Raw genomic sequence first — 24,316 nt, 5'->3', positions numbered from 1 at the left:
AATCCTGGAAAAGGCCAGCCACAGGTGCTTTACGAAACGTTGCCATCCACCCGGAATCGACCGTTACGTTTACAGCATGCGTCATGCCGACTCTCGACACGCGCATCCCCGGAACAAACTCCACCCCCTATAATCAGCCTCGACACGGCACAGGGAAACGAACGTTGAACACCATCGAAACATTGCTGCGCAACTCCCTTTGGGGGCAGGCACTGAGCGCGGACGCGTTCCAGCGCGCCCTGGCCGGCACGGTGGAACGACGCTTCCCCGCCAACGCCTTCATCTGCATGAAAGGCGAACCGGTCACCCACTGGATGGGCATCATCGATGGCCTGGGCAAGATGGCCAGCCACTGGACCAGCGGCAAGACCACCTCGCTGACCGGCATCAGCACGGGCGGCTGGTTCGGCGAAGGTTCCCTGCTCAAGGAAGAACCGCGCCGCTACGATGTGATGGCCATCCGCGAAACACGAGTGGCATTCATGAACCGCGCCACCTTTCTGTGGCTACTGGACCACAGCATTCCCTTCAACCGCTACATGATCACCCAGTTGAACGAACGCCTGGGCCAGTTCATCGGCATGATGGAAAACGAGCGCATGCTCGGCATCGACACCCGCATCGCCCGTGTGCTGGCCGCCCTGTTCAACCCGGTGTTGTACCCCGGCACCCAGCGCCTGCTGCAAATCTCGCAGGAAGAGCTTGGTTATCTCGCCGGGGTCTCCCGCCAGCGGGCCAACCAGGGGATCAAGGCGCTGGAAGAAGCCGGGCTGGTGCGCTGCGAATATGGCGGCATCCACGTCATCGATCTCGATGGCCTGCAGCACTTCGGGGAAAATGTGTAACCGGCCTGTGCAAGCCGCCGCCCCAACCACGCCAGAATGGCGTACAAATTGGCCATCGCCAAATTCGGGTATATTCGCGCCCCATGATGAAAAAAGCAGTCGTTCTCCTTTCCGGCGGCCTCGATTCGGCCACCTGTCTGGCTCTGGCAAAACAGCAGGGATTCGCCACCTATTGCCTGTCCTTCGATTATGGCCAGCGTCATCGTGCCGAACTGGCCGCAGCGCAGCGGGTGGCTGCCGCGCTGGGCGCCAGCGAACAACGCGTGATCGACTTCGGCTTGGCGCAATTCGGCGGCTCGGCGCTGACCGATACCTCCCTGGCAGTGCCGGTTGACGGCGCCCAGGGCGGTATCCCCATCACCTACGTCCCGGCGCGCAACACCATCATGTTGTCCTTGGCGCTGGCCTGGGCGGAAGTGCTGGGCAGCCGCGATATTTTCGTCGGCGTCAATGCGGTGGATTATTCCGGCTATCCGGATTGCCGCCCGGAGTACATCGCCGCCTTTGAAAAAATGGCCAATCTCGCCACCAGGGCTGGCGTGGAAGGACAAGGGGTGCATATCCACGCGCCGTTGATCGACCTGTCCAAGGCCGACATCATCCGGCAGGGCGTGCGCCTCGGCGTCGATTACGGTCTCACCGTATCCTGCTACCAGGCGGATGCCGAAGGGCGCGCCTGCGGCGTATGCGATTCCTGCCGCCTGCGCGCCGCCGGATTTGCCGCCGCCGGCATCACCGACCCCACCCGCTACCAATGCTGACATGAACGCGCTGTCACCCGACCTGATTCTCGGCCTGAGCTTTGCGCTCGCCTTCATTTTTGCCCTGATCGGCCAGAAAACCCATTTCTGTACCATGGGCGCCGTTGCCGACATTGTGAACATGGGCGACTGGAGCCGCATGCGGATGTGGCTGCTGGCGATCGGCGTGGCCATACTGGGGGCTGGTTCACTGGAGTTGGCCGGCCTGATCGACCTGAACAAATCGCTCTACCGCAGCGGCAGTCTGCCTTGGTTGTCTTTCACCCTAGGCGGCTTCTGCTTCGGGTTCGGCATGGTGCTGGCGTCCGGCTGCGGCTCGAAAACATTGCTCCGCATTGGCGGTGGCAATCTGAAGTCGCTGGTGGTGCTCCTGGTCCTGGGCCTGACGGCCTACATGACCATGCGCGGCCTATTTGGCGTGTGGCGCGTCAACCTGCTTGACCCTTGGTCGATTCCCCTGCCGCAAGGCGCTGACCTCACCAGCCTGCTGCGCCAGGCCGGGGTGGACGGCAGCCTCGCCCGCGGGCTGGCGGTGTATGGCTGCGGCGGGGCGCTGGTGGCCTGGAGTCTGGCCCGGCGTGATTTCTGGACGATCGACAACCTCGTCGGCGGTCTTGGCAGCGGCCTGGTCATTGTTGCTGCCTGGTATGTCAGCGGCCATCTGGGCTATGTTGCGGAACACCCGGAAACCCTGCAGGAAGCGTTTCTCGCCACCAATAGCGGGCGTATGGAAGCATTCACTTTTGTCGGGCCGGTTGCCTATACCCTGGAGTGGCTGATGCTGTGGTCCGATAGCAGCCGCGTCCTGACCGTGGGCATCACCACTGTCCTCGGCCTGTTGGCGGGTTCGCTGCTCTGGTCGCTGGCCACCCGCAGTTTTCGCTGGGAGGGGTTTAGCGGTGTGGAGGATACGGCCAACCACCTGATCGGTGCCGCCCTGATGGGATTTGGCGGCGTCACCGCCCTCGGCTGCACCATCGGCCAGGGGTTGAGCGGTGTATCCACCCTGGCACTGGGGTCCTTCCTCGCCCTGGCTGCGATTATTGCCGGCGCCGTGGCCGCCCTGAAATTCCAGTACTGGCGCATCATGCGCGAAGCGTGATCGGCACGGCTGTGGCCATACTGAATGCACCTTGCAGGCGGGCGTCTCTTATAATCAAGGCATAAACCCAAGCCGCTGGAGGCATCGTGTTCAAGAAAATTTTTGGCCGCCTGCTGGGCGAAACGCACGTTGCCACGCCCCCGCAACCTACCCATCCCCCTGCGCCGGCCGCGGAATCGCCCGCCGCCGCCCGCGCCCCGTCAGCGCAGCAGACTGAAACAGCCGCCACTTACCTCTGCCGCGAGCCCATTCTCGGCGAGGACCAGCGTATCGTTGCCTACCTGTTTGCCCTGCAGGAAGCAGCTCATCACAATATCCGCCACAGCAGCCGGCGGCTGCGGCATTTGTACACTGAAATCCTCATCGGCCATCTACTGGATGCGCGCATTGACCGCCTGCTCGGACAACGGCTGGCCTGCATCGAAATTCCCGATTCCTTCCTGACGCATCCGTTACTCGACCAACTCCCGGCCCACCAGATCATGCTGCTACTGGCGCCACCGCTATCCGATGCAGGAAGCCTGGCACCGGCAGCCCTGCAGGCGGCCCTGCGCCAGCGCCAGGCTGACGGCTTCCGCATCGGCCTGCCCGATCCATTAGTCATTGAGGAATACGGCGCGGCCCTGCCGCTGGCGGAATTCATTGCCCTGCAGGCACCGACGCTCTATCCCAATCACTGCACCCGCCTGCGCCAGCTGCAACTCGAGCAGGGCAGCACGGCGCGCTGGTTCGTGCGTGATCTGCCGGCGCTGGAAGATTTCCGCTTTGCGCACAAAATGGGCGCGGCCCTGTTTCATGGCGCTTTTGTCACCAGCCGGGAAGAGTGGGGTAAACACGAGCCCGGCCCGGACACCCTGCGCATCGCCACCTTGATCGCCAAACTGCGCGCCGATGGCGAAACAAGGGAAATCGCCAACCTGCTCAAACAGGATGCCGCGCTCTCGCTGCGCCTGCTGCGCTACGTCAATTCCGCCGCCTACCAGCCGCAGGAACCGGTCACCTCGATCGAGCACGCCCTGCTCATGTTCGGCCGCGAACGGCTCTACCGCTGGCTGATCCTCCTCGCCTGCGCCCCTGACGCCAACAATGGCCGCACCTCGGCCGCGCTGGAAATTGCTCTGGTCCGCGCCCGCATGCTCGAACTTCTCGGGGCCGAAAAAGCGCCCGGACAGAGCGAATCGCTGTTCCTGGTCGGCCTGCTGTCACTCGCCGACATCGTGCTGCAAGTACCCCTGGCCAAGGCCATCGCGCCACTCTCGCTGGCCGACGAAGTGCGCGCCGCACTCCTCGACCACAGCGGCCCTTACTTTCCGTTCCTCGACCTCACCATCGCCTGCGAACATGGTTTCAAGGAACCGGAACGTCTGCAGCAAGCCGCCGAACGTTGCGGCATCAGCCCGGAACAAGCCACCGACAGCCACCTTGCCGCCCTGCAATGGGCCATGGAAGTGCATGGCTGAAAGCGCCGGGGAATAAAAAACGGCCGCTACAACGCGGCCGTTTTTCTGGTTGGGCAGATTTACGCCTGTTCGATCCCGGCGATGACCCAACCCCGGCTACCGTCGACCGGCTTGGTCATGTGCCAGACTTCGGAGAAACTTTCCGCCGGTCCATCACGCTCCTCGCGGATCTGGCCGCTGAAATGCACGCTGACGATGTAGCGGCGCTCTTCCTCGGTCACATCAATCACTTCCGCATCCAGATGCACCACGTCGGTTTCCTGAGCGGCGCCGTTGCGTTCTTCAATTGCCAGCTTCACTTCGGCGAAGACTTCCGGACTGGTGAATTCGCGAATGTCGTCAAGATTGCCCGAATCATTCGCGGCCTGCAGACGGATGAAGTTGACTTTGGCATTGCGCACGAAGGCGGCCGTATCGAAATCCGCCGGAATGTTGCCGCTGCTGCCATCGGCCGCCACCGCCTGTGCGGCCGCAGCCGTCGCCGTGCCACCCGCAGCCGGGGTAAATTCCGGACGTGCGATCTGGCCACCGCCCTGACCCGCTGCAGCATATTGCATGCCTTGCGCCGGCGCTGCCTTGTTGCGCGTGAAGAAGCGGAACAGCATGAACGCAGCGATGGCCAGCAGGGCAATCATCATGATGTTGGCCATTTCCTCACCGAAACCGAGGTGCGAGGCCAGTGCCGCCAGCCCCAGACCTGCGGCCAGACCCGCCAGCGGTCCCATCCAGGAACGTTTCGGCTGCGCTTGCTGGCCCGGCGTACCCGCCTGCTGGCGATTGGGCGCCTGCTGGGCGGTATTGTTCTTGGCCGGCGGCGTCATCTGCCGCTTCATGCCGAGGGAACCACCGCCCCCCATGCGCTTGGCTTCGGCATCGCTGATGTTGAGGGTGAAACCGACGACCACAGCGGCCACAAGGGCAAGAAATTTGTTCATACTTGTCTCCAGGAAAAAACAGCGGCCATTGTACGTGGCCTTTCTGTTTCTAAAAAACCAGCGATGAACGCAGGTAAACTTCGGAAATACGGAAGATAGGCACTCCACCACGTGACAATGGCAACCCTGACGCTGCGCGACATCCGGGCCTGAAGTCACGCCGAAGCCAGCAGTGTCGTTACCACTCGAGCCCGGGCATGGCCTGGATTCCTGCCTGGAAAGCGTGTTTTTCCATGCCAATGTCGCTCACCGTATCCGCCAGCTCGCGCAGGGCAGGCGGTGCCCCACGCCCGGTAATGATCACGTGCTGCATGGGCGGACGCGCGCGCAGCACAGCGCAGACCGCATCCAGGTCGAGCCACTGATATTTGAAGGCATAGGTGAATTCATCAAGAATCACCAGATCGATGCCGGGATCGGCTAGATGCTGGCAAGCGACGCCCCAGGCGGCCTGAGCCGCGGCGGCATCGCGTCCCTGATCCTGGGTCTCCCAGGTAAAGCCGGCACCGCCGGTATGCCAGGTGACACCTGGCTGCTGGCGGAAGAAAGCTTCTTCCCCGGTATCGCTACGGCCCTTCACAAATTGCACCACGGCCGCCCGCTGACCATGTCCCAGCGCCCGCGCCAGAACACCAAAAGCCGCAGTCGACTTGCCCTTGCCGTTACCGGTGTGAACGACCAGCACACCACGGGCAACGGTGGCAGCCTCGATCTTGTCATCGATCACGGCTTTCTTTTTCTGCATGCGCTGCTGATGGCTGATGCTCATGAAAGTCACTCCGGAATGAAACAACGTTGGTCACCGTCGCTGATCTGGCGCAGCCGGTAAGCGTAAAGCTCGGACAACTTCGCCGCCGTCAGGGTTTCATCTGCCGTACCCTGTACGCACCGGCCGTCGCCGTGAATGAGCAGGGCCCGGTCGCAAAAACGATGCGCCAGTGCCGGTTCATGCAACACCATGACTACCGCTGCCCCCTGCGTGTGGGCAAGCTGAGAGAACAAGCGCAACACGGCCATCTGGTGGTTGAGGTCGAGATGCGACAAAGGTTCATCGAGCAGGTACACGCCTGGTGCCTGCACCAGCAAGGTCGCCAGTGCCAGACGCTGGCGCTCCCCCCCAGACAGGGTATGCACCTGCCGCTGCTCCATGCCGGCCAGGCCAAGCAGGCTCAAGGCCTCACGCACCTTGGCACCATCGGCGGCAGATTCCCAGTCCCAGCGCCCGAGATGCGGATGCCGGCCGGCAAGTGCCGTCTCCAGCACGCTGGCACCGAAAGGGTCTTGCTGGAATTGCCCGAGCCAGCCTCGCTGCAGGGCAGCAGCACGCGGGTTGAGCTGCGGATAAGGCGTCCCGGCCAGCAGAACCTCGCCCTGCGCAGGGGGCCGCAACCCCGCCAAGGTGGTCAGCAGGGTTGATTTCCCCGCGCCATTACGTCCCAGAATGCCCAGGCATTCGCCCGCCGCCACGTTCAGGTCAAGCCCATCGATCACCCGCCGGCCGCCCACTTCAACCACCAGTTGCCGGGCAGCCAGCGGCGCCACATATGGGCCGCTCATCGCGGCTGCCTCGCCAGCAGGAACAAGAATACCGGCACGCCGATCAGCGCGGTCAGCACGCCGACCGGCAATTGTTGTGGCGCAATCAGTGTGCGCGCCGCCGTATCGGCCAGCACCAGCAAAGCTCCCCCCGCAAGCGCGGCGCCCGGCAGCAGCACGCGCTGGTCGTTGCCGATCGCCAGCCGCACCAGATGTGGCACCACCAGACCGACAAAGCCAATCGAGCCGGCAGTGGTCACCGCCGCCGCCGTGGCCAGCGACGCCAGCACATACACAATGAAGCGCAGGCGTCCGACCGCAACGCCAAAAGCCTGCGCCTGCAGCAGGCCCCGTGCCAGGAGATTCAGCTCACGGGCAAAGGGCAGGCTGCACAGCAACGCCACCACCAGCACCAGCATGGCCGGCCACCAGATGAAGGTTTGTCCGAGATCGCCCATCAGCCAGAACAACATGCCGTGCACCCGACCATCTTCCGCCAGCGACAGCATCAGCGCGATCAAGGCGCCGCAGCCTGCGGCAACGATTACCCCGGTCAGCAGCAGCCGGGTCTGCGTCCAGCTACCATCGCCGCGTGCCAGACCAAACACCGTCAGCATCGCCAGCAGGGCCCCGGCAAATGCCAGCGCATCAACCGCCCATAAAGATAAGCCAAAAAACAGACCACTCATGGCTCCGACCCCGGCACCACCGGAAATGCCGAGCACGTAAGGGTCAGCCAAGGGATTGCGCAGCAATACCTGCATCAGCGCGCCGGCCAGCGCCAGCAAGGCGCCACAGGCAAAGGCAGCCAGCGCGCGCGGCAGGCGCAGCTCTAGCACCAGCCCTCCCGATCCGCTCGCACTTCCAGTCACGGCAGCCCACAGTTCGGCCGGCGTCACCTGCAGACTACCTACCAGCAGCGCCAATACAATGGACAGCAACACCAGCAGGGCAAGCAGCACGAGAATCAGCGCAGCGCGGCGCGGTGAAGGCATGGGCAGGATAGGGCGCAGGACAGTGGAGGCAGCATTCTACCGGCCTTGTCCCCGGCGTGCTGCACACGGCGTGGCAAAGCCAGTCACCGTGCGATAAAACACTTTGAAAATAGCCGCTTAGTCCTTGACTCGTTTATCTTTACCCCTCTATAGTGCGCGCCATGAATGCCGAACTCACTGCGCTCGAAGAGAAAATCGAACAGGTTCTTGCCCTGGTCAAACAACTGCGTGCCGAAAATGACGTGCTGAAAAATCAGCTCGCCACTGCCGACCACGAACGCCTCAACCTGCGCGCGGCCATGGACACCGCACGCGATCGCCTGGCCGGCCTGGTCGAGCAACTGCCCGAGGAGGCCTGACATGGGTAACGAAGGAAATTTTCTCGACGTCAAGATCATGGGCCGCGAATACCGTGTGGCCTGCCATAGCGAAGAACGTCCGGCACTGCTGGCGGCGGTCGAACTGGTCGACAGCAAGATGCGCGAAATCGCACAGAAAACCAAGAACACGATTGCCGAGCGCGTCGCCGTCATGGCCGCCCTGAACATCGCCCACGAGCGACTGAGCGAGAAGGGGGGCGAAGAAAGTGCAACAGTGCTTGCATCGCCGGACCTGAAGGGTAGAATCCAGGACATGGGCGCACGGTTGGATACCGTGCTGGTTTCCCAGCAACCACTGGATATCTGATACCAGTGACGCACGGAAAGCCCGCCGATTGCTCCCTGCGGTGTTTGTTAAGGCCATAATTCCTTGAACCAATGCTGATTGGCATCGGTTGCTGACCACGATGTCGCTGTTGTGCGCGTTCCCCGCGAACGCACCTGATGCGAAAGGGAAGCAGCCACTCTGAACTCCGGTTCAGGATGCCGGCCTGACGGCACCCGCGGGGACTTTATTCAACAGGTGGCAGACACTTCTGCCACCTGTTTTCGTTTACGCAACATCGCGGATCATCGTAATGGCTATCGAATGGCTTGCCGCCTATCTTGTCCTGGGCGCTTTCGTCGGGTTCTTTGCCGGCCTGCTGGGCGTGGGCGGCGGTGGCATCATGGTGCCGATGCTGATCACCCTGTTCGCCGCCCAAGGCTTTCCGGCTGAACAACTGGTGCATCTGGCACTAGGAACTTCGATGGCCGCCATCGTACTCACCTCGATCGCCAGTCTGCGCGCCCATCACCGACACGGCGCGGTGCGCTGGGAAATCGTCCGCGGCGTCACCCCGGGCGTCTTGCTCGGCACCTTCTCCGGCACTTTTTTCGCAACCCGCGCCGACAGCAGCAGCCTGGCACTGTTTTTCGCCTGCTTCATGGTGTACGTCTCACTGCAGATGGTGCTCAACATCAAACCCAAACCGGCGCGCGAGTTGCCCGGCCGCGTCGGCCTCTTTGCCACGGGTAGCGTCATCGGCGGTATTTCCTCGCTGGTGGCGATTGGTGGCGGCACCTTGTCGGTACCGTTCATGACCTGGTGCAACGTCAGGATGCAGGAAGCCATCGGCACCTCCGCCGCGATCGGACTGCCCATTGCCCTGGCCGGCGCCGCAGGGTATCTGCTCAATGGCTGGCACAGCCAGGGACTGCCCACGGGCAGCATCGGCTACGTCTATCTGCCAGCCTTGCTGCTGATCAGTCTGGTATCGACCTTCACCGCCCCGTTCGGTGCGCGCATGGCCCACCGCTTGCCGGTGCCTACCCTGAAGAAGATTTTTGCCGGTGTACTGCTCCTGCTCTCCGCCAAGATGCTGCACACCGTCCTGGGTGGATAGTCAGCGCGCCTTGAACTGCGGCTTGCGCTTTTCGAGAAAGGCCGCCAGCCCTTCGCGGTAGTCTTCTGTCGCAAGAAAGGCAAAGGAAGCGGCCTTTTCTTCCTCGCTCAAGGGTGCTCCGCTCTGCAGGCGCTTGATCCACTGCTTGTGCCAGCCGGCGACCAGCGGCGCCCCCTGGCAGATTCGTTCGACACTGGCGGCGACTTCCGCAGCCAATTCCTCGCCCGCCACCACCCGGGTCAGCAGCCCTTTCTCGTAGGCCTCCGTCGCCGTCAGGATACGTCCCTCGAGCAGGATTTCCTTGACCACCGCCGGTCCGACCAGTTGCAGCAAGCCTTCCATTTCTCCGGGATACATGGAAAACCCAAGCTTGTTGATCGGCGCGCCAAAGCGGGCGTTGTTGCTGGCGATGCGCAAATCGCAGGCAGCCGCGATTTCCAGACCTCCACCGACGCAGGCGCCGCGAATCATGGCGATGGTGGGATGTGGAAAATCAGCAATCGCCTGCAGTGCCGCCGCGACTTCGCCGTGGTAATGCAGGGCTTGTTCCAGCGTCGCCCGGGCGGTGACGAACTCTTCCAGGTCTCCCCCGGCAGCAAAAGCCTCGTCGCCTGCACCACGCACGACGACGCAACGTACATCCGGCTGGGCTACCAGTTCTGCCATGCGCTGTTTGAGTGCCTGCCACATGGACAGGTCGATGGCGTTGAGTTTTCCCGGATTGGAAAGGATCAGGGTAGCGACTGCACCCGTGCGCTGTAGGTCTATGCTGCTCATGAATTGTGCGGTGAGGTGTAAAAAGAAGGCTGAAGCTTACATCGCCTGTAAGGTTAATGCCTCTTATATAAGCTACAATGCGCCCGCTGTTTTTTATAATTATGAATAAGGAGAATGGTTATGAGCAGCGCAATGTACGAAAGGATGCGGGACAATCCCAAATTCCAGGAGTTGGTTAACAAGCGGGGACGATTTGCCTGGACCTTGGCCGCGATCGTGTTAACCCTGTTCTACGGCTTCGTGCTGATAGTGGCTTTTGCCCCTGAATCCCTCGGCAATCCGATTGCCGAAGGTTCGCGGTGGACAGTCGGTGTCACCTTGGAGCTGTTCCTCTTCGTCTTTTTCTGGGTGACCACGGTGATTTATGTCCGCCGTGCCAATACGGAATTCGACACCCTGTCGCAGGAAATCGTCCGCGACGCCTGGAAGGAGGAAAAATAATGCGCAAGCTTCTGACTGCACTCGGCCTTTTCAGCCTGTGCGCCCTTGCCGTTGCTGCCGACGCCGTCGGTGCCACGGAAAAACAGGCGACCAACTGGCACGCCATCATCATGTTCTGCATCTTCGTGGCCCTGACCATGGGGATCACCTACTGGGCAGCCAGCCGCACCAAGTCGACCTCTGACTTCTACACTGCGGGCGGCGGCATCACCGGCTTCCAGAATGGCCTGGCCATTGCCGGTGACTACATGTCGGCAGCCACCCTGCTCGGTCTCACCGCCATGGTGTACACCTCGGGCTATGACGGCTACATCTACATGCTGTGCTTCTTCGCCGGCTGGCCGATCATCCTGTTCCTGATGGCTGAACGCCTGCGCAATCTGGGCAAGTTCACCTTCTCCGACATCACCGCCTACCGCCTCGATCAAGGCCGGGTGCGTACCATGGCCGCGATTTCCTCGCGGACCGTGGTCTGCTTCTACCTGATTGCGCAGATGGTCGGTGCCGGTCAGCTGATCAAGCTGCTGTTCGGTCTGGACTACAACGTCGCCATCTTCGTGGTCGGCATCCTGATGATGGTCTACGTCACCTTCGGCGGCATGGTTGCCACCACCTGGGTGCAGATCATCAAGGCCGTCATGCTGCTGTCCGGTGGCACGCTGGTCATGCTGCTGGCCATGAACGAGTTCGGTTTCTCGTACGAAAAGATGGTCGACCAGGCCATGTCGGTGCACAAGCTGGGGGAACGCATGATGCACCCGGGCTCCCTGCTCGCCGACCCGATCACCGCCATCTCGCTCGGTCTGGGCCTGATGTTCGGTACCGCCGGCCTGCCGCACATCCTGATGCGCTTCTTCACCGTCACCGACGCCAAGGAAGCCCGCAAATCGGTGCTCTACGCATCCGGTTTCGTGGCCTACTTCTTCAACGTCATCTTCTTCATGGGCCTGGCTGCGATCATCATCGTGGGTCAGAATCCTGAATACTTCGAAGGCGGCGACATCAGCAGCAAGCTGATCGGCGGCGGCAACATGGTTGCCATGCACCTGGCCAAAGCAGTTGGCGGCAACATGCTGCTCGGCTTCCTGGCTGCGGTAGCCTTCGCCACCATCCTGGCGGTGGTATCCGGCCTGGCGCTGGCGGGTGCCTCGGCCATCTCGCATGACATCTACGCCCGCGTCATCAAGAAGGGTACGGCCTCGGAAGCCTCCGAAATCCGTGTATCCCGGATCGCCACCATCATCCTCGGCTTCGTGGCCATCGTCCTCGGCATCATGTTCGAGAAGATGAACATCGCCTTCATGGTGGGTCTGGCCTTCGGTGTTGCCGCAGCCGCCAACTTCCCGGTGCTCATCCTCTCCATGTACTGGAAGGGCCTGACCACCCGTGGCGCTCTGTGGGGCGGCTACGGTGGCCTGGTTTCCGCCGTCTGCTTCGTGCTCTTCTCGAAGTCGGTATGGGTCGATGTGCTGGGCAATGCAGCTCCGCTCTTCCCCTACACCCAGCCGGCACTGTTCGCCATGCCGATCGCCTTCTTCCTGGCCTGGTTTGGTTCGACCACCGACAGCAGCGCTCGCGGCAAGTCGGAAATCGAAGCCTTTGACGACCAGTACGTCCGTGCCCAGACGGGTTACGGCGCAGCAGGTGCCGCCAAGCACTAAGCAACCTCCAACTGGAGTACAAAAAACCCCCTGCGCAGTCAGACTGCCAGGGGGTTTTTCTTGTGCGGCACTTGTGCATCGACAACCGATGCCCCGGCTCTTTTTTCAGCTGTTTTTTGCTGCCTGCGCTTCCATCCGCGCCAATGCCTCGCGCCCGGAAATGATGTGGGCGTACATCGCCCGCTCCGCGGCCGCCGCATCGTGCGCCTGAACATGCTGGAGGATGCTGCGATGCTCTGCCAGCGACTGCTGCAGACGCCCTTCCAGCGACAGGGAGTGCAAACGTGAGAGTTTGAGCACCTTGCGCAGATCCTGGATGACCGACAACAGCCAGCGGTTGCCGGACATGGCCTGAAGCTTGCGATGAAACTCCTGATTGGCCTCAAAGAAAAGGGCGATCTGCTGGGCCGCCGCTGCACGCTCGAGTTGGTCATGAATGGTCGCCAACTCAGCGAGATCGGCTTCCGTCGCGCGCTGCACGGCATCGAACGTGCAACGCCCTTCGAGCAAAGCGATCAGCGGAAAAATATCGTCAATATCCTGGCGGGAAATTTCCGTCACATAGCAGCCCCGGCGCGGCTTCAGTTCCACCAGACCTTCCGCCGCCAGCACCTTGAGCGCTTCGCGCAGGGGCGTGCGGGAAATACCATACTGCTCGGCCAGTTTCTGTTCATCCACCCAGTCGCCAGGGGTCAGTTCGTGCGCAAAAATCTGCTGCCGCAAACGTTCGGCAACTTGCTGGTAGAGGGCGGTGGAAGCGATTCGAGTCATTGTCGTTGTTGTGTTTTCATCCGGCGGCCTACCGCCACGTGACAAAAAGTATACGCGCGCGAGCGGCTTGTTCCGTAATTATGGATAACGTATTATGTCCGGCTAATCATTTCTAGCCAATCCCAAAGATGCGATTTTTTGCATCCAGCATGGGCTGGGTTAAATCCAACCGGCGAAAGGTCTTTCATGTCTGAAAAATTCCTGGACTCCAACACTCTCGACGCATGGGAAAAAGCAGCCGCCAAGCAGGCTCCTGGTGGCGATGTCGCCAATCTGGTGTGGCACACGCCGGAAGGTCTGCAGGTCAAGGCGCTGTACACCAAAAAAGATGTCGAGAGCCTCGAATTTGCTGACACTCTGCCCGGCATCGCCCCGTTCCTGCGCGGCCCGCAGCCGACCATGTACGCGGTCAAGCCGTGGACCATCCGCCAGTATGCCGGCTTCTCCACCGCCGAAGCCTCCAACGCCTTCTACCGCAAGGCGCTTGCCGCCGGTGGCCAGGGCGTGTCGGTCGCCTTCGACCTGGCCACCCACCGCGGCTATGACTCCGACCATCCGCGCGTCACCGGCGACGTCGGCAAGGCAGGCGTGGCCATCGATTCCGTGGAAGACATGAAGATCCTGTTCGACGGCATTCCGCTCGACAAGATTTCCGTCTCCATGACCATGAACGGCGCCGTGCTGCCCATTCTCGCCGGCTACATCGTCGCCGCCGAGGAACAGGGCGTGTCGCAGGACAAGCTGTCGGGCACCATCCAGAACGACATCCTCAAGGAGTTCATGGTCCGCAACACCTACATCTATCCGCCGACGCCGTCGATGAAGATCATCGCCGACATCTTCGCCTACACGGCGCAGCACATGCCGAAGTTCAACTCGATTTCCATTTCCGGCTATCACATCCAGGAAGCGGGCGCCAACCAGGCCATCGAGCTGGCCTTCACCCTGGCTGACGGCATGGAATACGTGCGTACCGGCATGAAAGCGGGCATGGACGTGGATACCTTCGCTGGCCGCCTGTCCTTCTTCTGGGCAGTGGGCATGAATTTCTATCTCGAAATCGCCAAGATGCGCGCCGCCCGCCTCCTGTGGCACCGCATCATGTCCGGCTTCGGCGCCAAGAACGCCAAGTCGATGATGCTGCGCACGCACAGCCAGACTTCCGGCTGGTCGCTGACCGAGCAGGACCCGTACAACAACGTCGTGCGCACCACCATCGAGGCGATGGCGGCGGTCTTCGGCGGCACCCAGTCGCTGCACACCAATGCCCTCGACGAAGCCATTGCCCTGCCGACCGAGTTCTCGGCCCGCATCGCCCGCAACACCCAGTTGATCATCCAGGAAGAAACCCACATCACCAACGTCGTTGATCCGTGGGCCGGTTCCTACATGATGGAAAAGCTGACCCAGGACATGGCCGACAAGGCCTGGGGCATCATCCAGGAAATCGAGGCGATGGGTGGCATGACCAAGGCCGTCGAATCCGGCTGGGCCAAGATGCAGGTCGAAACCTGCGCCGCCGACAAACAGGCGCGCATCGACTCCGGCAAGGATGTCATCGTCGGCGTTAACAAGTACAAGCTGGCCAAGGAAGACCCGATCGAGATCCTCGACATCGACAACCACGCCGTGCGTGACGCCCAGATCGCCCGCCTGCAGAAAATCCGCGCCAGCCGCGATAGCGCCGCCGTCAATGCAGCGCTGGACGCGCTGACCAAGGCCGCTGAAACCGGCGAAGGCAACCTGCTTGACCTCACCGTCAAGGCCATCCGCCTGCGCGCCTCGATCGGCGAAGTATCGGATGCGCTGGAAAAGGTCTACGGCCGTTTCCGCGCCAACAACCAGACCATTTCAGGTGTCTATGGAGGTGTCGTGGACGGCATGAACAGCTGGGAAGAAATCAAGGCCGAAGTGGCCAAATTCGCCGAAGAAGAAGGCCGTCGGCCCCGTGTGATGATCGCCAAGCTGGGCCAGGACGGCCATGACCGCGGCGCCAAGGTCGTCGCCACCGCCTACGCCGACCTCGGTTTCGACATCGACATGGGCCCGCTCTTCCAGACCCCGGAAGAAGCCGCCCGTCAGGCCATCGAAAACGACGTCCATGCCATCGGCTGCTCGTCGCTGGCTGCGGGCCACAAGACCCTGGTGCCCCAGATCATCGAAGCACTGCGCGCCCAAGGTGCTGACGACATCATCGTCTTCGCCGGCGGTGTGATTCCGGCGCAGGACTACGATGCCCTATACGCGGCTGGCGCCAAGGCCATCTTCGGCCCGGGCACGCGGATCGAGGATTCCGCCCGCAAGGTGCTGGAAGAAATCAAGAAAGCTCGTTCCTGAAACGGCGTTTGCGTGACAGACGTAACCTCCGTACCGGGCGCAGACCTGTCAGCCGCTGACCAGCAACTGGTCAGCGGTGTGCTGGCGGGCCAGCGGCGCGCGCTGGCCAAGTCGATCACCCTGATCGAATCGACCCGTGGCGACCATCAGACACGCGCACATGCTGTGCTCAATGCCCTGCTGCCGCACACCGGGGGGGCCATCCGCATCGGTATTTCCGGCGTTCCCGGCGCCGGCAAGTCGACCTTCATCGAGGCGCTCGGCGTCTGGCTGATCGAGCAGGGCAAGAAACTCGCCGTGCTGGCCATCGACCCGTCCTCCTCCGTCACTGGCGGCTCCATTCTGGGCGACAAGACCCGGATGGAACTGCTCAGCCAGCGGGAAGAAGCCTTCATCCGCCCCAGCCCGTCTGCCGGTTCGCTCGGCGGCGTCGCCGAAAAAACGCGTGAGGCCATGTTGCTCTGCGAAGCCGCCGGATACGACGTCATCATCGTCGAGACCGTCGGCGTCGGCCAGAGCGAAACCACCGTCGCCGGCATGGTCGACATGTTCTGCCTGCTGCAACTGCCGAATGCCGGCGATGACCTGCAAGCGATCAAGAAGGGCATTGTCGAAATCGCCGACATGGTGGTGATCAACAAGGCCGATATCGACCCGCAGGCCACCGCCGTGGTCCGTGCCCAGTGGCGCAATGCCCTGCACATGCTGCGACCCGCCTCGCAACACTGGGCACCGCCGGTGATTTCATTGTCGGCCTTGCGCAAGGCGGGTATTGCAGAGTTCTGGGCCGAGGTGGAAAAATTCCGTGCCGCACTCGAGGCCAGCGGCGAGTTTGCCAGCAAGCGTCAGCATCAGGCGCTGGCCTGGATGTGGCAGATGATCGACGCCGGGCTGCGCCAGCATTTCCGCCAGCACCCGGCAGTACGCCGCAACCTGCCGGCGCTAGCGGCTGCGGTCGAAACAGGACGCACGACACCGGCCGCCGCAGCCTATACACTGCTGGGCTACCTGAACCACTGATTTCCGACACTCATTTCCAAGTTAGCCGATTTTCTGAGGGAGTTTTTATGCACAACATCATTCGCCAGCTGGAAAAAAAGCGTGAACTGGCCCGCCTCGGCGGTGGCCAGAAACGCATCGACAGTCAGCACAAAAAAGGCAAGCTGACCGCGCGCGAGCGCATCGAACTGCTGCTTGACCCCGGTTCCTTCGAAGAATGGGACATGTTCAAGGAACACCGTTGCGTGGACTTCGGCATGGATCAATCGGAAAAAACACCGGGTGACGGCGTCGTGGTCGGCTACGGCACCATCAACGGTCGTCTGGTCTTTGTTTTCTCGCAGGATTTCACCGTATTCGGCGGCTCGCTGTCGGAAACCCATGCCGAGAAGATCTGCAAGGTCATGGATCACGCCATGAAGGTCGGCGCCCCGGTGATCGGCCTCAACGACTCGGGCGGCGCCCGTATTCAGGAAGGCGTTGCCTCGCTCGGCGGCTACGCCGACGTGTTCCAGCGCAACGTGATGGCCTCCGGCGTCGTGCCGCAGATCTCCATGATCATGGGCCCCTGCGCCGGCGGTGCCGTGTACTCGCCGTCGATGACCGACTTCATCTTCATGGTCAAGGACTCGTCCTACATGTTCGTGACCGGCCCGGAAGTGGTCAAGACCGTCACCCACGAAGACGTTACCGCCGAAGAACTGGGTGGCGCCATCACCCACACGACCAAGTCCGGCGTCGCCGACCTGGCCTTCGAGAACGACGTTGAAGCGCTGTCCATGCTGCGCCGCTTCATGAACTTCATTCCGGCCAACAACCGTGAAAAACCACCGGTGACGCCGACCAACGATCCAGCCGACCGCTTCGATCACTCGCTCGACACGCTGGTGCCGGACAATCCGAACAAGCCGTACGACATGAAGGAATTGATCATCAAGGTGGTCGATGACAACGATTTCTTCGAACTGCAGGCCGACTACGCCAAGAACATCATCATCGGCTTTGGCCGCATGGATGGTCACCCGGTCGGTATCGTCGCCAACCAGCCACTGGTGCTGGCCGGCTGTCTCGACATCAAGTCGGCGATCAAGGCCGCCCGCTTCGTCCGTTTCTGCGACGCCTTCAACATTCCGGTCGTCACCTTCGTCGATGTGCCGGGCTTCATGCCGGGTACCGCTCAGGAATACGGCGGCATCATCAAGCACGGCGCCAAGCTGCTCTATGCCTACGCCGAGTGCACCGTGCCCAAGGTCACCGTGATTACCCGCAAGGCTTACGGCGGCGCCTACGACGTGATGAGCTCCAAGCACCTGCGCGGCGACGTCAACCTGGCCTGGCCGACTGCCGAAATCGCCGTCATGGGCCCCAAAGGTGCGGTCGAAATCATCTTCCGTGAAGAAAAGAACGATCCGGAAAAGCTGGCCCAGCGCGAAGCCGAGTACAAGGAAAAGTTCGCCAACCCGTTTGTCGCCGGCGCCCGTGGCTTCATCGACGACGTCATCATGCCGCACGCTACCCGCAAGCGTATCTGCCGCTCGCTGGCCATGCTGCGCGACAAGAAACTCGACAATCCGTGGCGCAAGCACGGCAACATTCCTCTGTAAGCGTCAGGGAGAAAAAGGAACATGTTCAAGAAAATTCTGATCGCCAACCGCGGTGAAATCGCCTGCCGCGTCATCAAGACTGCCCGCAAGATGGGCATTGCCACCGTGGCAGTCTATTCCGAGGCCGACAAGGACTCCCTGCACGTGATCGAGGCCGACGAAGCCGTCTGCATCGGCCCGGCCGCCTCGAAGGAATCCTACCTGGTCATGGACAAGATCATCGCCGCCTGCAAGCAGACCGGCGCTGAGGCAGTGCATCCCGGCTACGGCTTCCTGTCGGAGAACGCCGAGTTCTCGCGTCGCCTGGAAGAAGAAGGCATCAAGTTCATCGGCCCGAAGCACTACTCCGTGGCCAAGATGGGCGACAAGATCGAGTCGAAGAAGCTGGCCATCGAAGCCAAGGTCAACACCATTCCCGGCTACAACGATGCCATCGCCGGCCCCGACGAAGCGGTCGAGATCGCCAAGAAGATCGGCTATCCGGTGATGATCAAGGCCTCCGCCGGCGGCGGCGGCAAGGGTCTGCGCGTGGCCTACAACGATGCCGAAGCGCACGAAGGCTTCTCCTCCTGCGTCAACGAAGCGCGCAACTCCTTCGGTGACGACCGCGTCTTCATCGAAAAGTACGTGCTGGAACCGCGCCACATCGAAATCCAGGTGCTCGGCGACAGCCATGGCAACTACGTGTACCTGAACGAGCGCGATTGCTCGATCCAGCGCCGCCACCAGAAGGTCATCGAAGAGGCACCGAGCCCCTTCGTCGATCCGGAAATGCGCAAGGCGATGGGCGAACAGGCCGTGGCCCTGGCCCGTGCGGTGAATTACGAATCGGCCGGCACGGTCGAATTCGTCGTCTCTGGCGCGACCAAGGAGTTCTACTTCCTGGAAATGAACACCCGCCTGCAGGTGGAACACCCGGTCACCGAACTGATCACCGGCCTCGACCTGGTCGAGCAGATGATCCGCGTCGCCTACGGCGAAAAGCTGCCCATCACCCAGGCCGACGTCAAGATCAATGGCTGGTCGATGGAATGCCGGATCAACGCCGAAGACCCCTTCCGCGGTTTCCTGCCGTCGACGGGCCGTCTGGTCAAATTCCTGCCGCCGGTGGAAGAAACCGACAGCGACGGCAGCACCCGTGTCGATACCGGCGTGTACGACGGTGGCGAAATCTCGATGTTCTACGACTCGATGATCGCCAAGCTGATCGTGCACGGCAAGGATCGTAACGCCGCCATTGCCCGCATGCGTCAGGCACTGAACAGCTTCGTGATTCGTGGCATCTCCTCGAACATTCCGTTCCAGGCAGCGCTGATGCAGCATCCGCGCTTCCAGTCCGGCATTTTCGACACCAGCTTCATCGCCAAGGAATACCCGACGGGCTTCGACTCCTCGATGGTGCCGCACGACAACCCGGCGCTGCTGGTGTCGGTCGCTGCCTACGTGTATCGCGCCTTCACCGATCGCTCGGCCTCCATCAGCGGCCAGCTGCAAGGGCACGAACGCATCGTCGGCGATCACTGGATGGTGGTCCGCCTGAATGGTGAAGAGAAGGAAAACCACCCGGTCATCGCCCGTCCCATCGACGGTGGCTACTACGTTGAATACGAAGGCAAGCCGTACGAGATCCTGTCTGACTGGAAACTCGGCGAGACCCTGTTCATCGGCACCTGCAACGGCAAGCCATTCACCCTGCAGGTGGAGCGGCACAAGACCAAGTACTCCCTGTTCCACTGGGGCGCGCGCGCCGATTTCATGGTGATGAGCGCCCGTGCTGCCGAACTCCTCGCCCTGATGCCGGAAAAACCGGCACCAGACCTGTCCAAGTTCCTGCTCTCGCCAATGCCTGGCCTGCTGCGCGAAGTATCGGTACAGGTCGGTCAGGAAGTGAAGGCCGGCGAGAAGCTCGCCGTGATCGAAGCAATGAAGATGGAAAACATCCTCAAGGCCGATCAGGACTGCAAGGTCAAGAAGATTGCCGCTGCCGTGGGTGAAAGCCTGTCGGTGGATCAGGTCATCATCGAGTTCGAGTAACCACACCCACCGCTGCACGCCTTCCCGGCGGCGCAGCACCGGATACCGTAACCCCCGTTTCGCCGCTGATCGAAACGGGGGTTTATTTCATTCCAGGCCATGCCCAAACTTGCCCGAATCTTCCTGTTCGCCGCAGCTGCTGCACTCAACAGCGCCTGCGCTGTCGTGACTGTCGCGGACGCTGCCGTCAGTGTCGTCGCCACGACCGTCAAGGTGGGAGCGACGGTTGTTGGCACCACGGTGGATGTCGCGGCTGCTGGTATCAACGCGGTGGTGAGCGACGATGACGAGGACGACAGCGGCAAACAAAAGGAGTAGCTGCACGCAGCAGGCCCTACCCGAAGAGGCAAAAAAAATCCCCCGCAGTCTGCAAACTGCGGGGGATTTTTCTTGACCAGCTGAGCGGCTAGTTCGCCTTCTGCTTCATCTGCTCGATTCCTTGGCGCAGCATCTGGTCGAGCTCGGAGCCGGGTTCGACCTGGCTCAGCAGCGTTTCCCAGTAGCCGATGGCGGCACTGCGGTCGCCGCGCTCCATGGCCGCCATGCCGGCGAGGAACAGGGCATGTGCGTGTTGCGGATTCAGTTTCAGGGCCTGATTGACCAGTTCCAGCGCCTTGCCGCTCAGGCCCTTGCCGCTGGCCATGGCCAGTGTTTCGGCATAGCTGGCAAGCTGCTCCGGATCTTCAGCCACTGCCTTTTCCGCCTTGCCAAAAGCCGCCACAGCTTCATCGTAACGACCCAGCATCTTGTAGGAGCGGGCAAGCATCAGCCAGCCATTGGTGTCGTCCGGATTTTCCTGCATGCGGGCGGCCAGCTTTTCGACCATGGCATTGATATCCTCTGCCGTCATCTGCGGCTGCGCCACCGCTTTTTCCGGATTCAGGGCAAGCGGATTGCCAAGCAGGGCGTAACCGGCAACGGCCAGCAAGGGCAGGGCAAACAGCAGCGCGATAGCCGTTGGCCGGCTACGCTGCGTCGTACTGACAAGCGCCTCATCCTGTGGGCCGACCTCTTCCAGCATGCGCCGCTGCAGTTCCGTCCTGGCCTGCTCGAAATCATCGGTCGCCAGACTGCCCTCGGCATGCTCGCGCTCCAGTTCGGCCAGCTGGTCGCGATAGATGGCCAGGTTGGTACGTTTGCGGTCGGCGTCGACGGCGCGGCGCCGCTGACCGAACCACAAGGCGGGAAAAAGCAGCGCCAGCGTGGTCAGGAGGAGAAGGAAGGCAAAAACGGCAAATGGGGTCATTTTGAGTCAAGTTCCTTCAGTAAGGCCTCGGCGCGGCGGGCTTCCTCGGCACTCAGGGGTTTGTCCGTTTTCGCCACCAGGATGCTGCGCCGCTTCAGATAGCTGCGCAGCGACAGCACGGCGATCAGCAGCAAGGCAATCGGCCCACCCCAGAGCAGCAGGGTGATGGCCTTGACCGGCGGCCGGTAGAGCACGAAATCGCCATAGCGGGTGACCATGAATTCGAGAATTTCGTTGTCGGAACGACCTTCCTGAATCATGCCGCGGATTTCACGCCGCAAATCAACCGCCAGCTCGGCGTTGGAGTCGGCAATGGTTTCGTTCTGGCACACCAGGCAACGCAGTTCCCGCGACAATGCCTGCAGACGCTTCTCTGCCACCGGATCAGTCGCCACGGCCGCTTCGTAGGTGGACGATGCCTGTGCCGGCAGGATGCACAAGCTCACCAGCAGGCCCGCAATATAAAGTGCTTTCATCGGCTCAACTCCGCCACCAGCGGCAGGATCTTGTCATTGAGTATCTGCGGCGACACCGGGCCAGTGTGCTTCATGCGGATCACGCCTTCCTTGTCGATGACGTAGGTTTCCGGCACGCCATACACGCCATAATCGATGCCGACCCGGCCATCGATATCCATCACCGTCAGCAGGTAGGGATCGCCATGCTGCTTCAGCCAGCCAGCCGCCCGTTCGCGCGCCAGTGGTGCTTCCTGCTCCGGCACGACGCGGCGCATGTCGATTTCACCATCACCGCGCAGCTCCTTGTAATTCAGGCCGACAATCGGGGTGCCGTTGCCGCGCCGCGAGAACTCCACCAGCACCGGATGTTCCTGCCGGCAGGATACGCACCAACTGGCCCAGACATTGAGCAACCACACCTTGCCGCGCATCGCCTCCGGCCCCATGGTTTCGCCCTCCTTGCCCAGCACGGCCAGATTGAAGGCCGGCGCCGGCTTGCCCACCAGCGGCGAAGGCACCTCGCGCGGATTGAGCCCTAACCCCACAGCCAGCAACGCCGCAAGGGCGATGAAGGCGCCGAGAATCCAGAAATAACGGTTCATTCCCCCTGCTCCCCTTGCTGTCCGGACGACACTGCCTGGCGGCGGGTGCGGTAACGACGATCGAGCATGGCCAGCAGCCCGCCCAGGGACATCAGGACGCTCCCCCCCCAGATCCAGTCGACAAACGGCTTGTAATACACACGTACGGCCCAATCCCCTTCCGGCTGATCCGGGTTGATCGGTTCGCCGAGCGACACATACACATCGCGCAGCAATCCAGCATCGATTGCCGCTTCGGTCATCGGCATCATGGACGAGAAATAATTGCGCTTTTCCGGATGCAGGGTACGTAGCACGCGACCATTTTCACTAAGCTCGAATTCGCCTTGTGCGGCGTTGTAATTCGGCCCTTCCACCGAGCGCACGCCCTTGAAGGTGAAGTGGTAACCGCCGACATCGACGCTTTCACCCGGGCCAAGCTTGACGTCCTTTTCCTGCTCGAAACTCGTCACCATGGTGACGCCGACCACGAACACCGCCACACCGATATGCGCCAGATGCATGCCGGCAAACGCACCGGGCTGCGCCAGGATGGCGGCAACCACACCACGCTCGCCCCGCGTCGCCCGTACCCGCTGGGCAAAATTGAGTAGGGCAGTAAAGGCGATCCAGGCGGCCAGCAACAACCCCAGCGCCGTCATCGCCTTCCACTGGCCGTAGATCAAGGGTAGGGCAATCGCCACTACGGCAGCACAGGCCAGCGCCCAGCGCCCGGTGCGCAGTATTTCGGTGAATGACGCCGATTTCCAGCGCGCAAACGGCGTGATGCCGATCAGGAACAGCACCGGCGTCATCACCGGCACAAACACTGCGTCGAAATAAGGCTGGCCAACGGAAATCTTGCCCACGCCCAAGGCATCGATCAGCAGCGGATACAGTGTCCCCAGCAGCACGGTGGCGCACGCCACGACCAGCAGCACGTTATTGGTCAGCAGCAGCGACTCCCGCGACACCAGGGCAAAGCGGCCACCAAGCCCGACCGACGGGGCGCGCCAGGCAAACAACGCAAGCGACGAACCGATCACCGCAACCAGGAAGATCAGGATGAAGACACCGCGCGTCGGATCAGTGGCAAAGGCATGTACTGAAGTGAGCACGCCGGAACGCACCAGGAAGGTACCAAGCAGCGACAGCGAGAAGGCCGAAATGGCGAGCAGCACCGTCCAGTTCTTGAAACTGCCGCGCTTTTCCGTAACCGCCAGCGAGTGGATCAGCGCCGTGCCGACCAGCCAGGGCATGAACGAAGCGTTCTCGACCGGGTCCCAGAACCACCAGCCACCCCAGCCCAGTTCGTAATACGCCCACCACGAACCCATGGCGATGCCCAGCGTCAGAAAGACCCAGGCCGCCGTCGTCCATGGCCGCGACCAGCGCGCCCAGGCGGCATCGAGCTTGCCCGAGAGCAGGGCGGCGATGGCAAAGGCGTAGGCGACCGAGAAACCGACGTAACCCATGTAGAGCAACGGCGGATGGATGATCAGGCCGGGATCCTGCAACAGCGGATTCAGATCGCGCCCTTCCGCCACTGCCGGCAGCAGACGCTCGAACGGGTTGGAGGTGAACAGGATGAACAGCAGGAAGCCGAAGGAGACCAGACCCAGCGTGCCGAGTACCCGCGCCAGCATCACTTCCGGCAATTGCCGGGAGAAGATGCGCACGCCGAGCGCCCACCACGACATCATCAGCATCCACAGCAGCAGAGAACCTTCATGCCCGCCCCACACGGCGGAAATGCGGTAGGCCATGGGCAGCAGCGAATTCGAGTGCTGCGCCACATACACCACCGAGAAATCGTTGGCGGCAAAAGCCCAGGTCAGGCACAGGAAAGAAAACGTCGTCAGCAGGGCATAGGCCGATGTCGCCGGGCGAGCCAGCGCAATCCAGGCCGCATGGCCGCGATGGGCGCCGATCAGGGGCAGGGTGCCGAGCAGCAGACTGACCAGGGCCGCGAGGATGAGGGAAAAATGTCCAAGTTCAGGAATCATGC

24 protein-coding genes and 1 other RNA gene are annotated in these 24,316 nt (G+C 61.9%); 15 read left to right on the top strand and 10 right to left on the bottom strand.

The genetic code is table 11. From position 1 onward, the window contains the following. Positions 1-164: 164 nt before the first annotated feature. The 4 genes from JYJ39_RS05440 (at position 165) to JYJ39_RS05425 (ending at position 4,168) form a co-directional block, all read left to right on the top strand. Positions 165-845 (top strand): Crp/Fnr family transcriptional regulator, encoded by a 681-nt coding sequence (locus JYJ39_RS05440; RefSeq protein WP_205202713.1) that lies wholly within the window; start codon positions 165-167, stop codon positions 843-845. Positions 846-928: 83 nt separating this feature from the next. Continuing rightward, a complete protein-coding gene (gene queC, locus JYJ39_RS05435; protein WP_205202712.1) occupies positions 929-1,606 on the top strand; it encodes a 7-cyano-7-deazaguanine synthase QueC in 678 nt (225 codons plus the stop codon). 1 nt (position 1,607) lies between these two features. Then, the gene (locus tag JYJ39_RS05430) at positions 1,608-2,708 is read left to right on the top strand and encodes a YeeE/YedE family protein (RefSeq protein ID WP_205202711.1); all 1,101 of its coding nucleotides are present in this window, start codon (positions 1,608-1,610) and stop codon (positions 2,706-2,708) included. 86 nt (positions 2,709-2,794) lie between these two features. Then, positions 2,795-4,168 carry an EAL and HDOD domain-containing protein gene (locus JYJ39_RS05425; RefSeq protein ID WP_205202710.1) on the top strand — a complete coding sequence of 458 codons (1,374 nt, stop codon included), beginning with the start codon at positions 2,795-2,797 and terminating at the stop codon, positions 4,166-4,168. 59 nt (positions 4,169-4,227) lie between these two features. On the opposite strand, the gene JYJ39_RS05420 is transcribed toward JYJ39_RS05425, so the two are convergent. From JYJ39_RS05420 to JYJ39_RS05405, 4 genes are all read right to left on the bottom strand, one after another. Further along, positions 4,228-5,103 (bottom strand): Tim44 domain-containing protein, encoded by an 876-nt coding sequence (locus tag JYJ39_RS05420; RefSeq protein WP_205202709.1) that lies wholly within the window; start codon positions 5,101-5,103, stop codon positions 4,228-4,230. Positions 5,104-5,281: 178 nt separating this feature from the next. Then, the gene (cobO, locus tag JYJ39_RS05415) at positions 5,282-5,872 is read right to left on the bottom strand and encodes a cob(I)yrinic acid a,c-diamide adenosyltransferase (RefSeq protein WP_205202708.1); all 591 of its coding nucleotides are present in this window, start codon (positions 5,870-5,872) and stop codon (positions 5,282-5,284) included. 5 nt (positions 5,873-5,877) lie between these two features. Then, on the bottom strand, positions 5,878-6,660 hold the full coding sequence (locus JYJ39_RS05410; protein ID WP_205202706.1) for an ABC transporter ATP-binding protein: 783 nt from the start codon (positions 6,658-6,660) through the stop codon (positions 5,878-5,880). Then, the gene (locus JYJ39_RS05405) at positions 6,657-7,634 is read right to left on the bottom strand and encodes a FecCD family ABC transporter permease (protein WP_205202703.1); all 978 of its coding nucleotides are present in this window, start codon (positions 7,632-7,634) and stop codon (positions 6,657-6,659) included. Before JYJ39_RS05405 ends, JYJ39_RS05410 begins: the two co-directional genes overlap by 4 nt. A gap of 161 nt (positions 7,635-7,795) precedes the next feature. On the opposite strand from JYJ39_RS05405, the gene JYJ39_RS05400 reads away from it, so the two are divergent. The 4 genes from JYJ39_RS05400 (at position 7,796) to JYJ39_RS05385 (ending at position 9,399) form a co-directional block, all read left to right on the top strand. Next, positions 7,796-7,993 (top strand): hypothetical protein, encoded by a 198-nt coding sequence (locus JYJ39_RS05400; protein WP_205202701.1) that lies wholly within the window; start codon positions 7,796-7,798, stop codon positions 7,991-7,993. Between the two features lies 1 nt (position 7,994). Then, positions 7,995-8,321, top strand: coding sequence for a cell division protein ZapA (locus tag JYJ39_RS05395; protein WP_205202699.1), 327 nt, complete (start codon positions 7,995-7,997; stop codon positions 8,319-8,321). 29 nt (positions 8,322-8,350) lie between these two features. Beyond that, positions 8,351-8,528: non-coding RNA, 6S RNA (ssrS, locus tag JYJ39_RS05390), on the top strand. Positions 8,529-8,592: 64 nt separating this feature from the next. After that, positions 8,593-9,399: a sulfite exporter TauE/SafE family protein gene (locus tag JYJ39_RS05385; RefSeq protein ID WP_205202697.1), complete on the top strand. Its 807-nt coding sequence runs from the start codon at positions 8,593-8,595 to the stop codon at positions 9,397-9,399. Here JYJ39_RS05385 and JYJ39_RS05380 read toward each other — a convergent pair whose 3' ends face one another. Next, complete coding sequence (locus tag JYJ39_RS05380) at positions 9,400-10,176, bottom strand: enoyl-CoA hydratase/isomerase family protein (protein WP_205202695.1); 777 nt, start codon at positions 10,174-10,176, stop codon at positions 9,400-9,402. 120 nt (positions 10,177-10,296) lie between these two features. Between JYJ39_RS05380 and JYJ39_RS05375 the strand changes: the two genes are divergently transcribed. Next, positions 10,297-10,617, top strand: a complete 321-nt coding sequence (locus JYJ39_RS05375; protein WP_240189554.1) for a DUF485 domain-containing protein — start codon at positions 10,297-10,299, stop codon at positions 10,615-10,617. Further along, positions 10,617-12,278: a cation acetate symporter gene (locus tag JYJ39_RS05370; RefSeq protein WP_205202694.1), complete on the top strand. Its 1,662-nt coding sequence runs from the start codon at positions 10,617-10,619 to the stop codon at positions 12,276-12,278. Before JYJ39_RS05375 ends, JYJ39_RS05370 begins: the two co-directional genes overlap by 1 nt. 105 nt (positions 12,279-12,383) lie before the next feature. On the opposite strand, the gene JYJ39_RS05365 is transcribed toward JYJ39_RS05370, so the two are convergent. Continuing rightward, positions 12,384-13,049 (bottom strand): GntR family transcriptional regulator, encoded by a 666-nt coding sequence (locus JYJ39_RS05365; protein WP_205202692.1) that lies wholly within the window; start codon positions 13,047-13,049, stop codon positions 12,384-12,386. 186 nt (positions 13,050-13,235) lie between these two features. On the opposite strand from JYJ39_RS05365, the gene scpA reads away from it, so the two are divergent. The 5 genes from scpA to JYJ39_RS05340 all read left to right on the top strand — a co-directional run bounded on the left by scpA (position 13,236) and on the right by JYJ39_RS05340 (position 20,341). After that, the gene (gene scpA, locus JYJ39_RS05360; protein ID WP_205202691.1) at positions 13,236-15,386 is read left to right on the top strand and encodes a methylmalonyl-CoA mutase; all 2,151 of its coding nucleotides are present in this window, start codon (positions 13,236-13,238) and stop codon (positions 15,384-15,386) included. Between the two features lie 12 nt (positions 15,387-15,398). Continuing rightward, positions 15,399-16,406 (top strand): methylmalonyl Co-A mutase-associated GTPase MeaB, encoded by a 1,008-nt coding sequence (gene meaB / locus JYJ39_RS05355; RefSeq protein ID WP_205202690.1) that lies wholly within the window; start codon positions 15,399-15,401, stop codon positions 16,404-16,406. A gap of 47 nt (positions 16,407-16,453) precedes the next feature. Then, the gene (locus tag JYJ39_RS05350) at positions 16,454-17,989 is read left to right on the top strand and encodes an acyl-CoA carboxylase subunit beta (protein ID WP_205202689.1); all 1,536 of its coding nucleotides are present in this window, start codon (positions 16,454-16,456) and stop codon (positions 17,987-17,989) included. 21 nt (positions 17,990-18,010) lie between these two features. Further along, positions 18,011-20,023 (top strand): acetyl-CoA carboxylase biotin carboxylase subunit, encoded by a 2,013-nt coding sequence (gene accC / locus JYJ39_RS05345; RefSeq protein WP_205202688.1) that lies wholly within the window; start codon positions 18,011-18,013, stop codon positions 20,021-20,023. A 99-nt stretch (positions 20,024-20,122) separates the two neighbouring features. Further along, positions 20,123-20,341, top strand: coding sequence for a hypothetical protein (locus JYJ39_RS05340; protein ID WP_205202687.1), 219 nt, complete (start codon positions 20,123-20,125; stop codon positions 20,339-20,341). A gap of 88 nt (positions 20,342-20,429) precedes the next feature. On the opposite strand, the gene ccmI is transcribed toward JYJ39_RS05340, so the two are convergent. Genes ccmI through JYJ39_RS05320 form a run of 4 tightly spaced genes read right to left on the bottom strand, consistent with a single transcriptional unit; the run spans position 20,430 to position 24,314 of the window. Further along, positions 20,430-21,269, bottom strand: a complete 840-nt coding sequence (gene ccmI, locus JYJ39_RS05335) for a c-type cytochrome biogenesis protein CcmI (protein ID WP_205202686.1) — start codon at positions 21,267-21,269, stop codon at positions 20,430-20,432. Continuing rightward, the gene (locus JYJ39_RS05330) at positions 21,266-21,745 is read right to left on the bottom strand and encodes a cytochrome c-type biogenesis protein (RefSeq protein WP_205202685.1); all 480 of its coding nucleotides are present in this window, start codon (positions 21,743-21,745) and stop codon (positions 21,266-21,268) included. Before JYJ39_RS05330 ends, ccmI begins: the two co-directional genes overlap by 4 nt. Continuing rightward, positions 21,742-22,329 (bottom strand): DsbE family thiol:disulfide interchange protein, encoded by a 588-nt coding sequence (locus JYJ39_RS05325; RefSeq protein ID WP_205202683.1) that lies wholly within the window; start codon positions 22,327-22,329, stop codon positions 21,742-21,744. Before JYJ39_RS05325 ends, JYJ39_RS05330 begins: the two co-directional genes overlap by 4 nt. After that, the gene (locus tag JYJ39_RS05320) at positions 22,326-24,314 is read right to left on the bottom strand and encodes a heme lyase CcmF/NrfE family subunit (protein WP_205202681.1); all 1,989 of its coding nucleotides are present in this window, start codon (positions 24,312-24,314) and stop codon (positions 22,326-22,328) included. Before JYJ39_RS05320 ends, JYJ39_RS05325 begins: the two co-directional genes overlap by 4 nt. Between the last annotated feature and the right edge of the window lie 2 nt (positions 24,315-24,316).

Origin of the sequence: Azonexus hydrophilus, from assembly GCF_905120355.1 — a bacterium.
In the GTDB taxonomy this organism is placed as follows: domain Bacteria; phylum Pseudomonadota; class Gammaproteobacteria; order Burkholderiales; family Rhodocyclaceae; genus Azonexus.
Note: the sequence above shows the minus strand (reverse complement) of the source record. Positions and strands in the feature narration are given on the sequence as shown.

Coding starts and splice junctions, on each gene's coding strand:
- JYJ39_RS05375 (WP_240189554.1), top strand. CDS start 10,297: ATGAGCAGCGCAATGTACGAAAGGATGCGGGACAATCCCAAATTCCAG.
- queC (WP_205202712.1), top strand. CDS start 929: ATGATGAAAAAAGCAGTCGTTCTCCTTTCCGGCGGCCTCGATTCGGCC.
- JYJ39_RS05385 (WP_205202697.1), top strand. CDS start 8,593: ATGGCTATCGAATGGCTTGCCGCCTATCTTGTCCTGGGCGCTTTCGTC.
- JYJ39_RS05410 (WP_205202706.1), bottom strand. CDS start 6,660: ATGAGCGGCCCATATGTGGCGCCGCTGGCTGCCCGGCAACTGGTGGTT.
- JYJ39_RS05395 (WP_205202699.1), top strand. CDS start 7,995: ATGGGTAACGAAGGAAATTTTCTCGACGTCAAGATCATGGGCCGCGAA.
- JYJ39_RS05365 (WP_205202692.1), bottom strand. CDS start 13,049: ATGACTCGAATCGCTTCCACCGCCCTCTACCAGCAAGTTGCCGAACGT.
- JYJ39_RS05340 (WP_205202687.1), top strand. CDS start 20,123: ATGCCCAAACTTGCCCGAATCTTCCTGTTCGCCGCAGCTGCTGCACTC.
- accC (WP_205202688.1), top strand. CDS start 18,011: ATGTTCAAGAAAATTCTGATCGCCAACCGCGGTGAAATCGCCTGCCGC.
- JYJ39_RS05400 (WP_205202701.1), top strand. CDS start 7,796: ATGAATGCCGAACTCACTGCGCTCGAAGAGAAAATCGAACAGGTTCTT.
- JYJ39_RS05350 (WP_205202689.1), top strand. CDS start 16,454: ATGCACAACATCATTCGCCAGCTGGAAAAAAAGCGTGAACTGGCCCGC.
- cobO (WP_205202708.1), bottom strand. CDS start 5,872: ATGAGCATCAGCCATCAGCAGCGCATGCAGAAAAAGAAAGCCGTGATC.
- JYJ39_RS05380 (WP_205202695.1), bottom strand. CDS start 10,176: ATGAGCAGCATAGACCTACAGCGCACGGGTGCAGTCGCTACCCTGATC.
- scpA (WP_205202691.1), top strand. CDS start 13,236: ATGTCTGAAAAATTCCTGGACTCCAACACTCTCGACGCATGGGAAAAA.
- JYJ39_RS05320 (WP_205202681.1), bottom strand. CDS start 24,314: ATGATTCCTGAACTTGGACATTTTTCCCTCATCCTCGCGGCCCTGGTC.
- JYJ39_RS05325 (WP_205202683.1), bottom strand. CDS start 22,329: ATGAACCGTTATTTCTGGATTCTCGGCGCCTTCATCGCCCTTGCGGCG.
- JYJ39_RS05370 (WP_205202694.1), top strand. CDS start 10,617: ATGCGCAAGCTTCTGACTGCACTCGGCCTTTTCAGCCTGTGCGCCCTT.
- ccmI (WP_205202686.1), bottom strand. CDS start 21,269: ATGACCCCATTTGCCGTTTTTGCCTTCCTTCTCCTCCTGACCACGCTG.
- JYJ39_RS05405 (WP_205202703.1), bottom strand. CDS start 7,634: ATGCCTTCACCGCGCCGCGCTGCGCTGATTCTCGTGCTGCTTGCCCTG.
- JYJ39_RS05330 (WP_205202685.1), bottom strand. CDS start 21,745: ATGAAAGCACTTTATATTGCGGGCCTGCTGGTGAGCTTGTGCATCCTG.
- JYJ39_RS05430 (WP_205202711.1), top strand. CDS start 1,608: ATGAACGCGCTGTCACCCGACCTGATTCTCGGCCTGAGCTTTGCGCTC.
- JYJ39_RS05420 (WP_205202709.1), bottom strand. CDS start 5,103: ATGAACAAATTTCTTGCCCTTGTGGCCGCTGTGGTCGTCGGTTTCACC.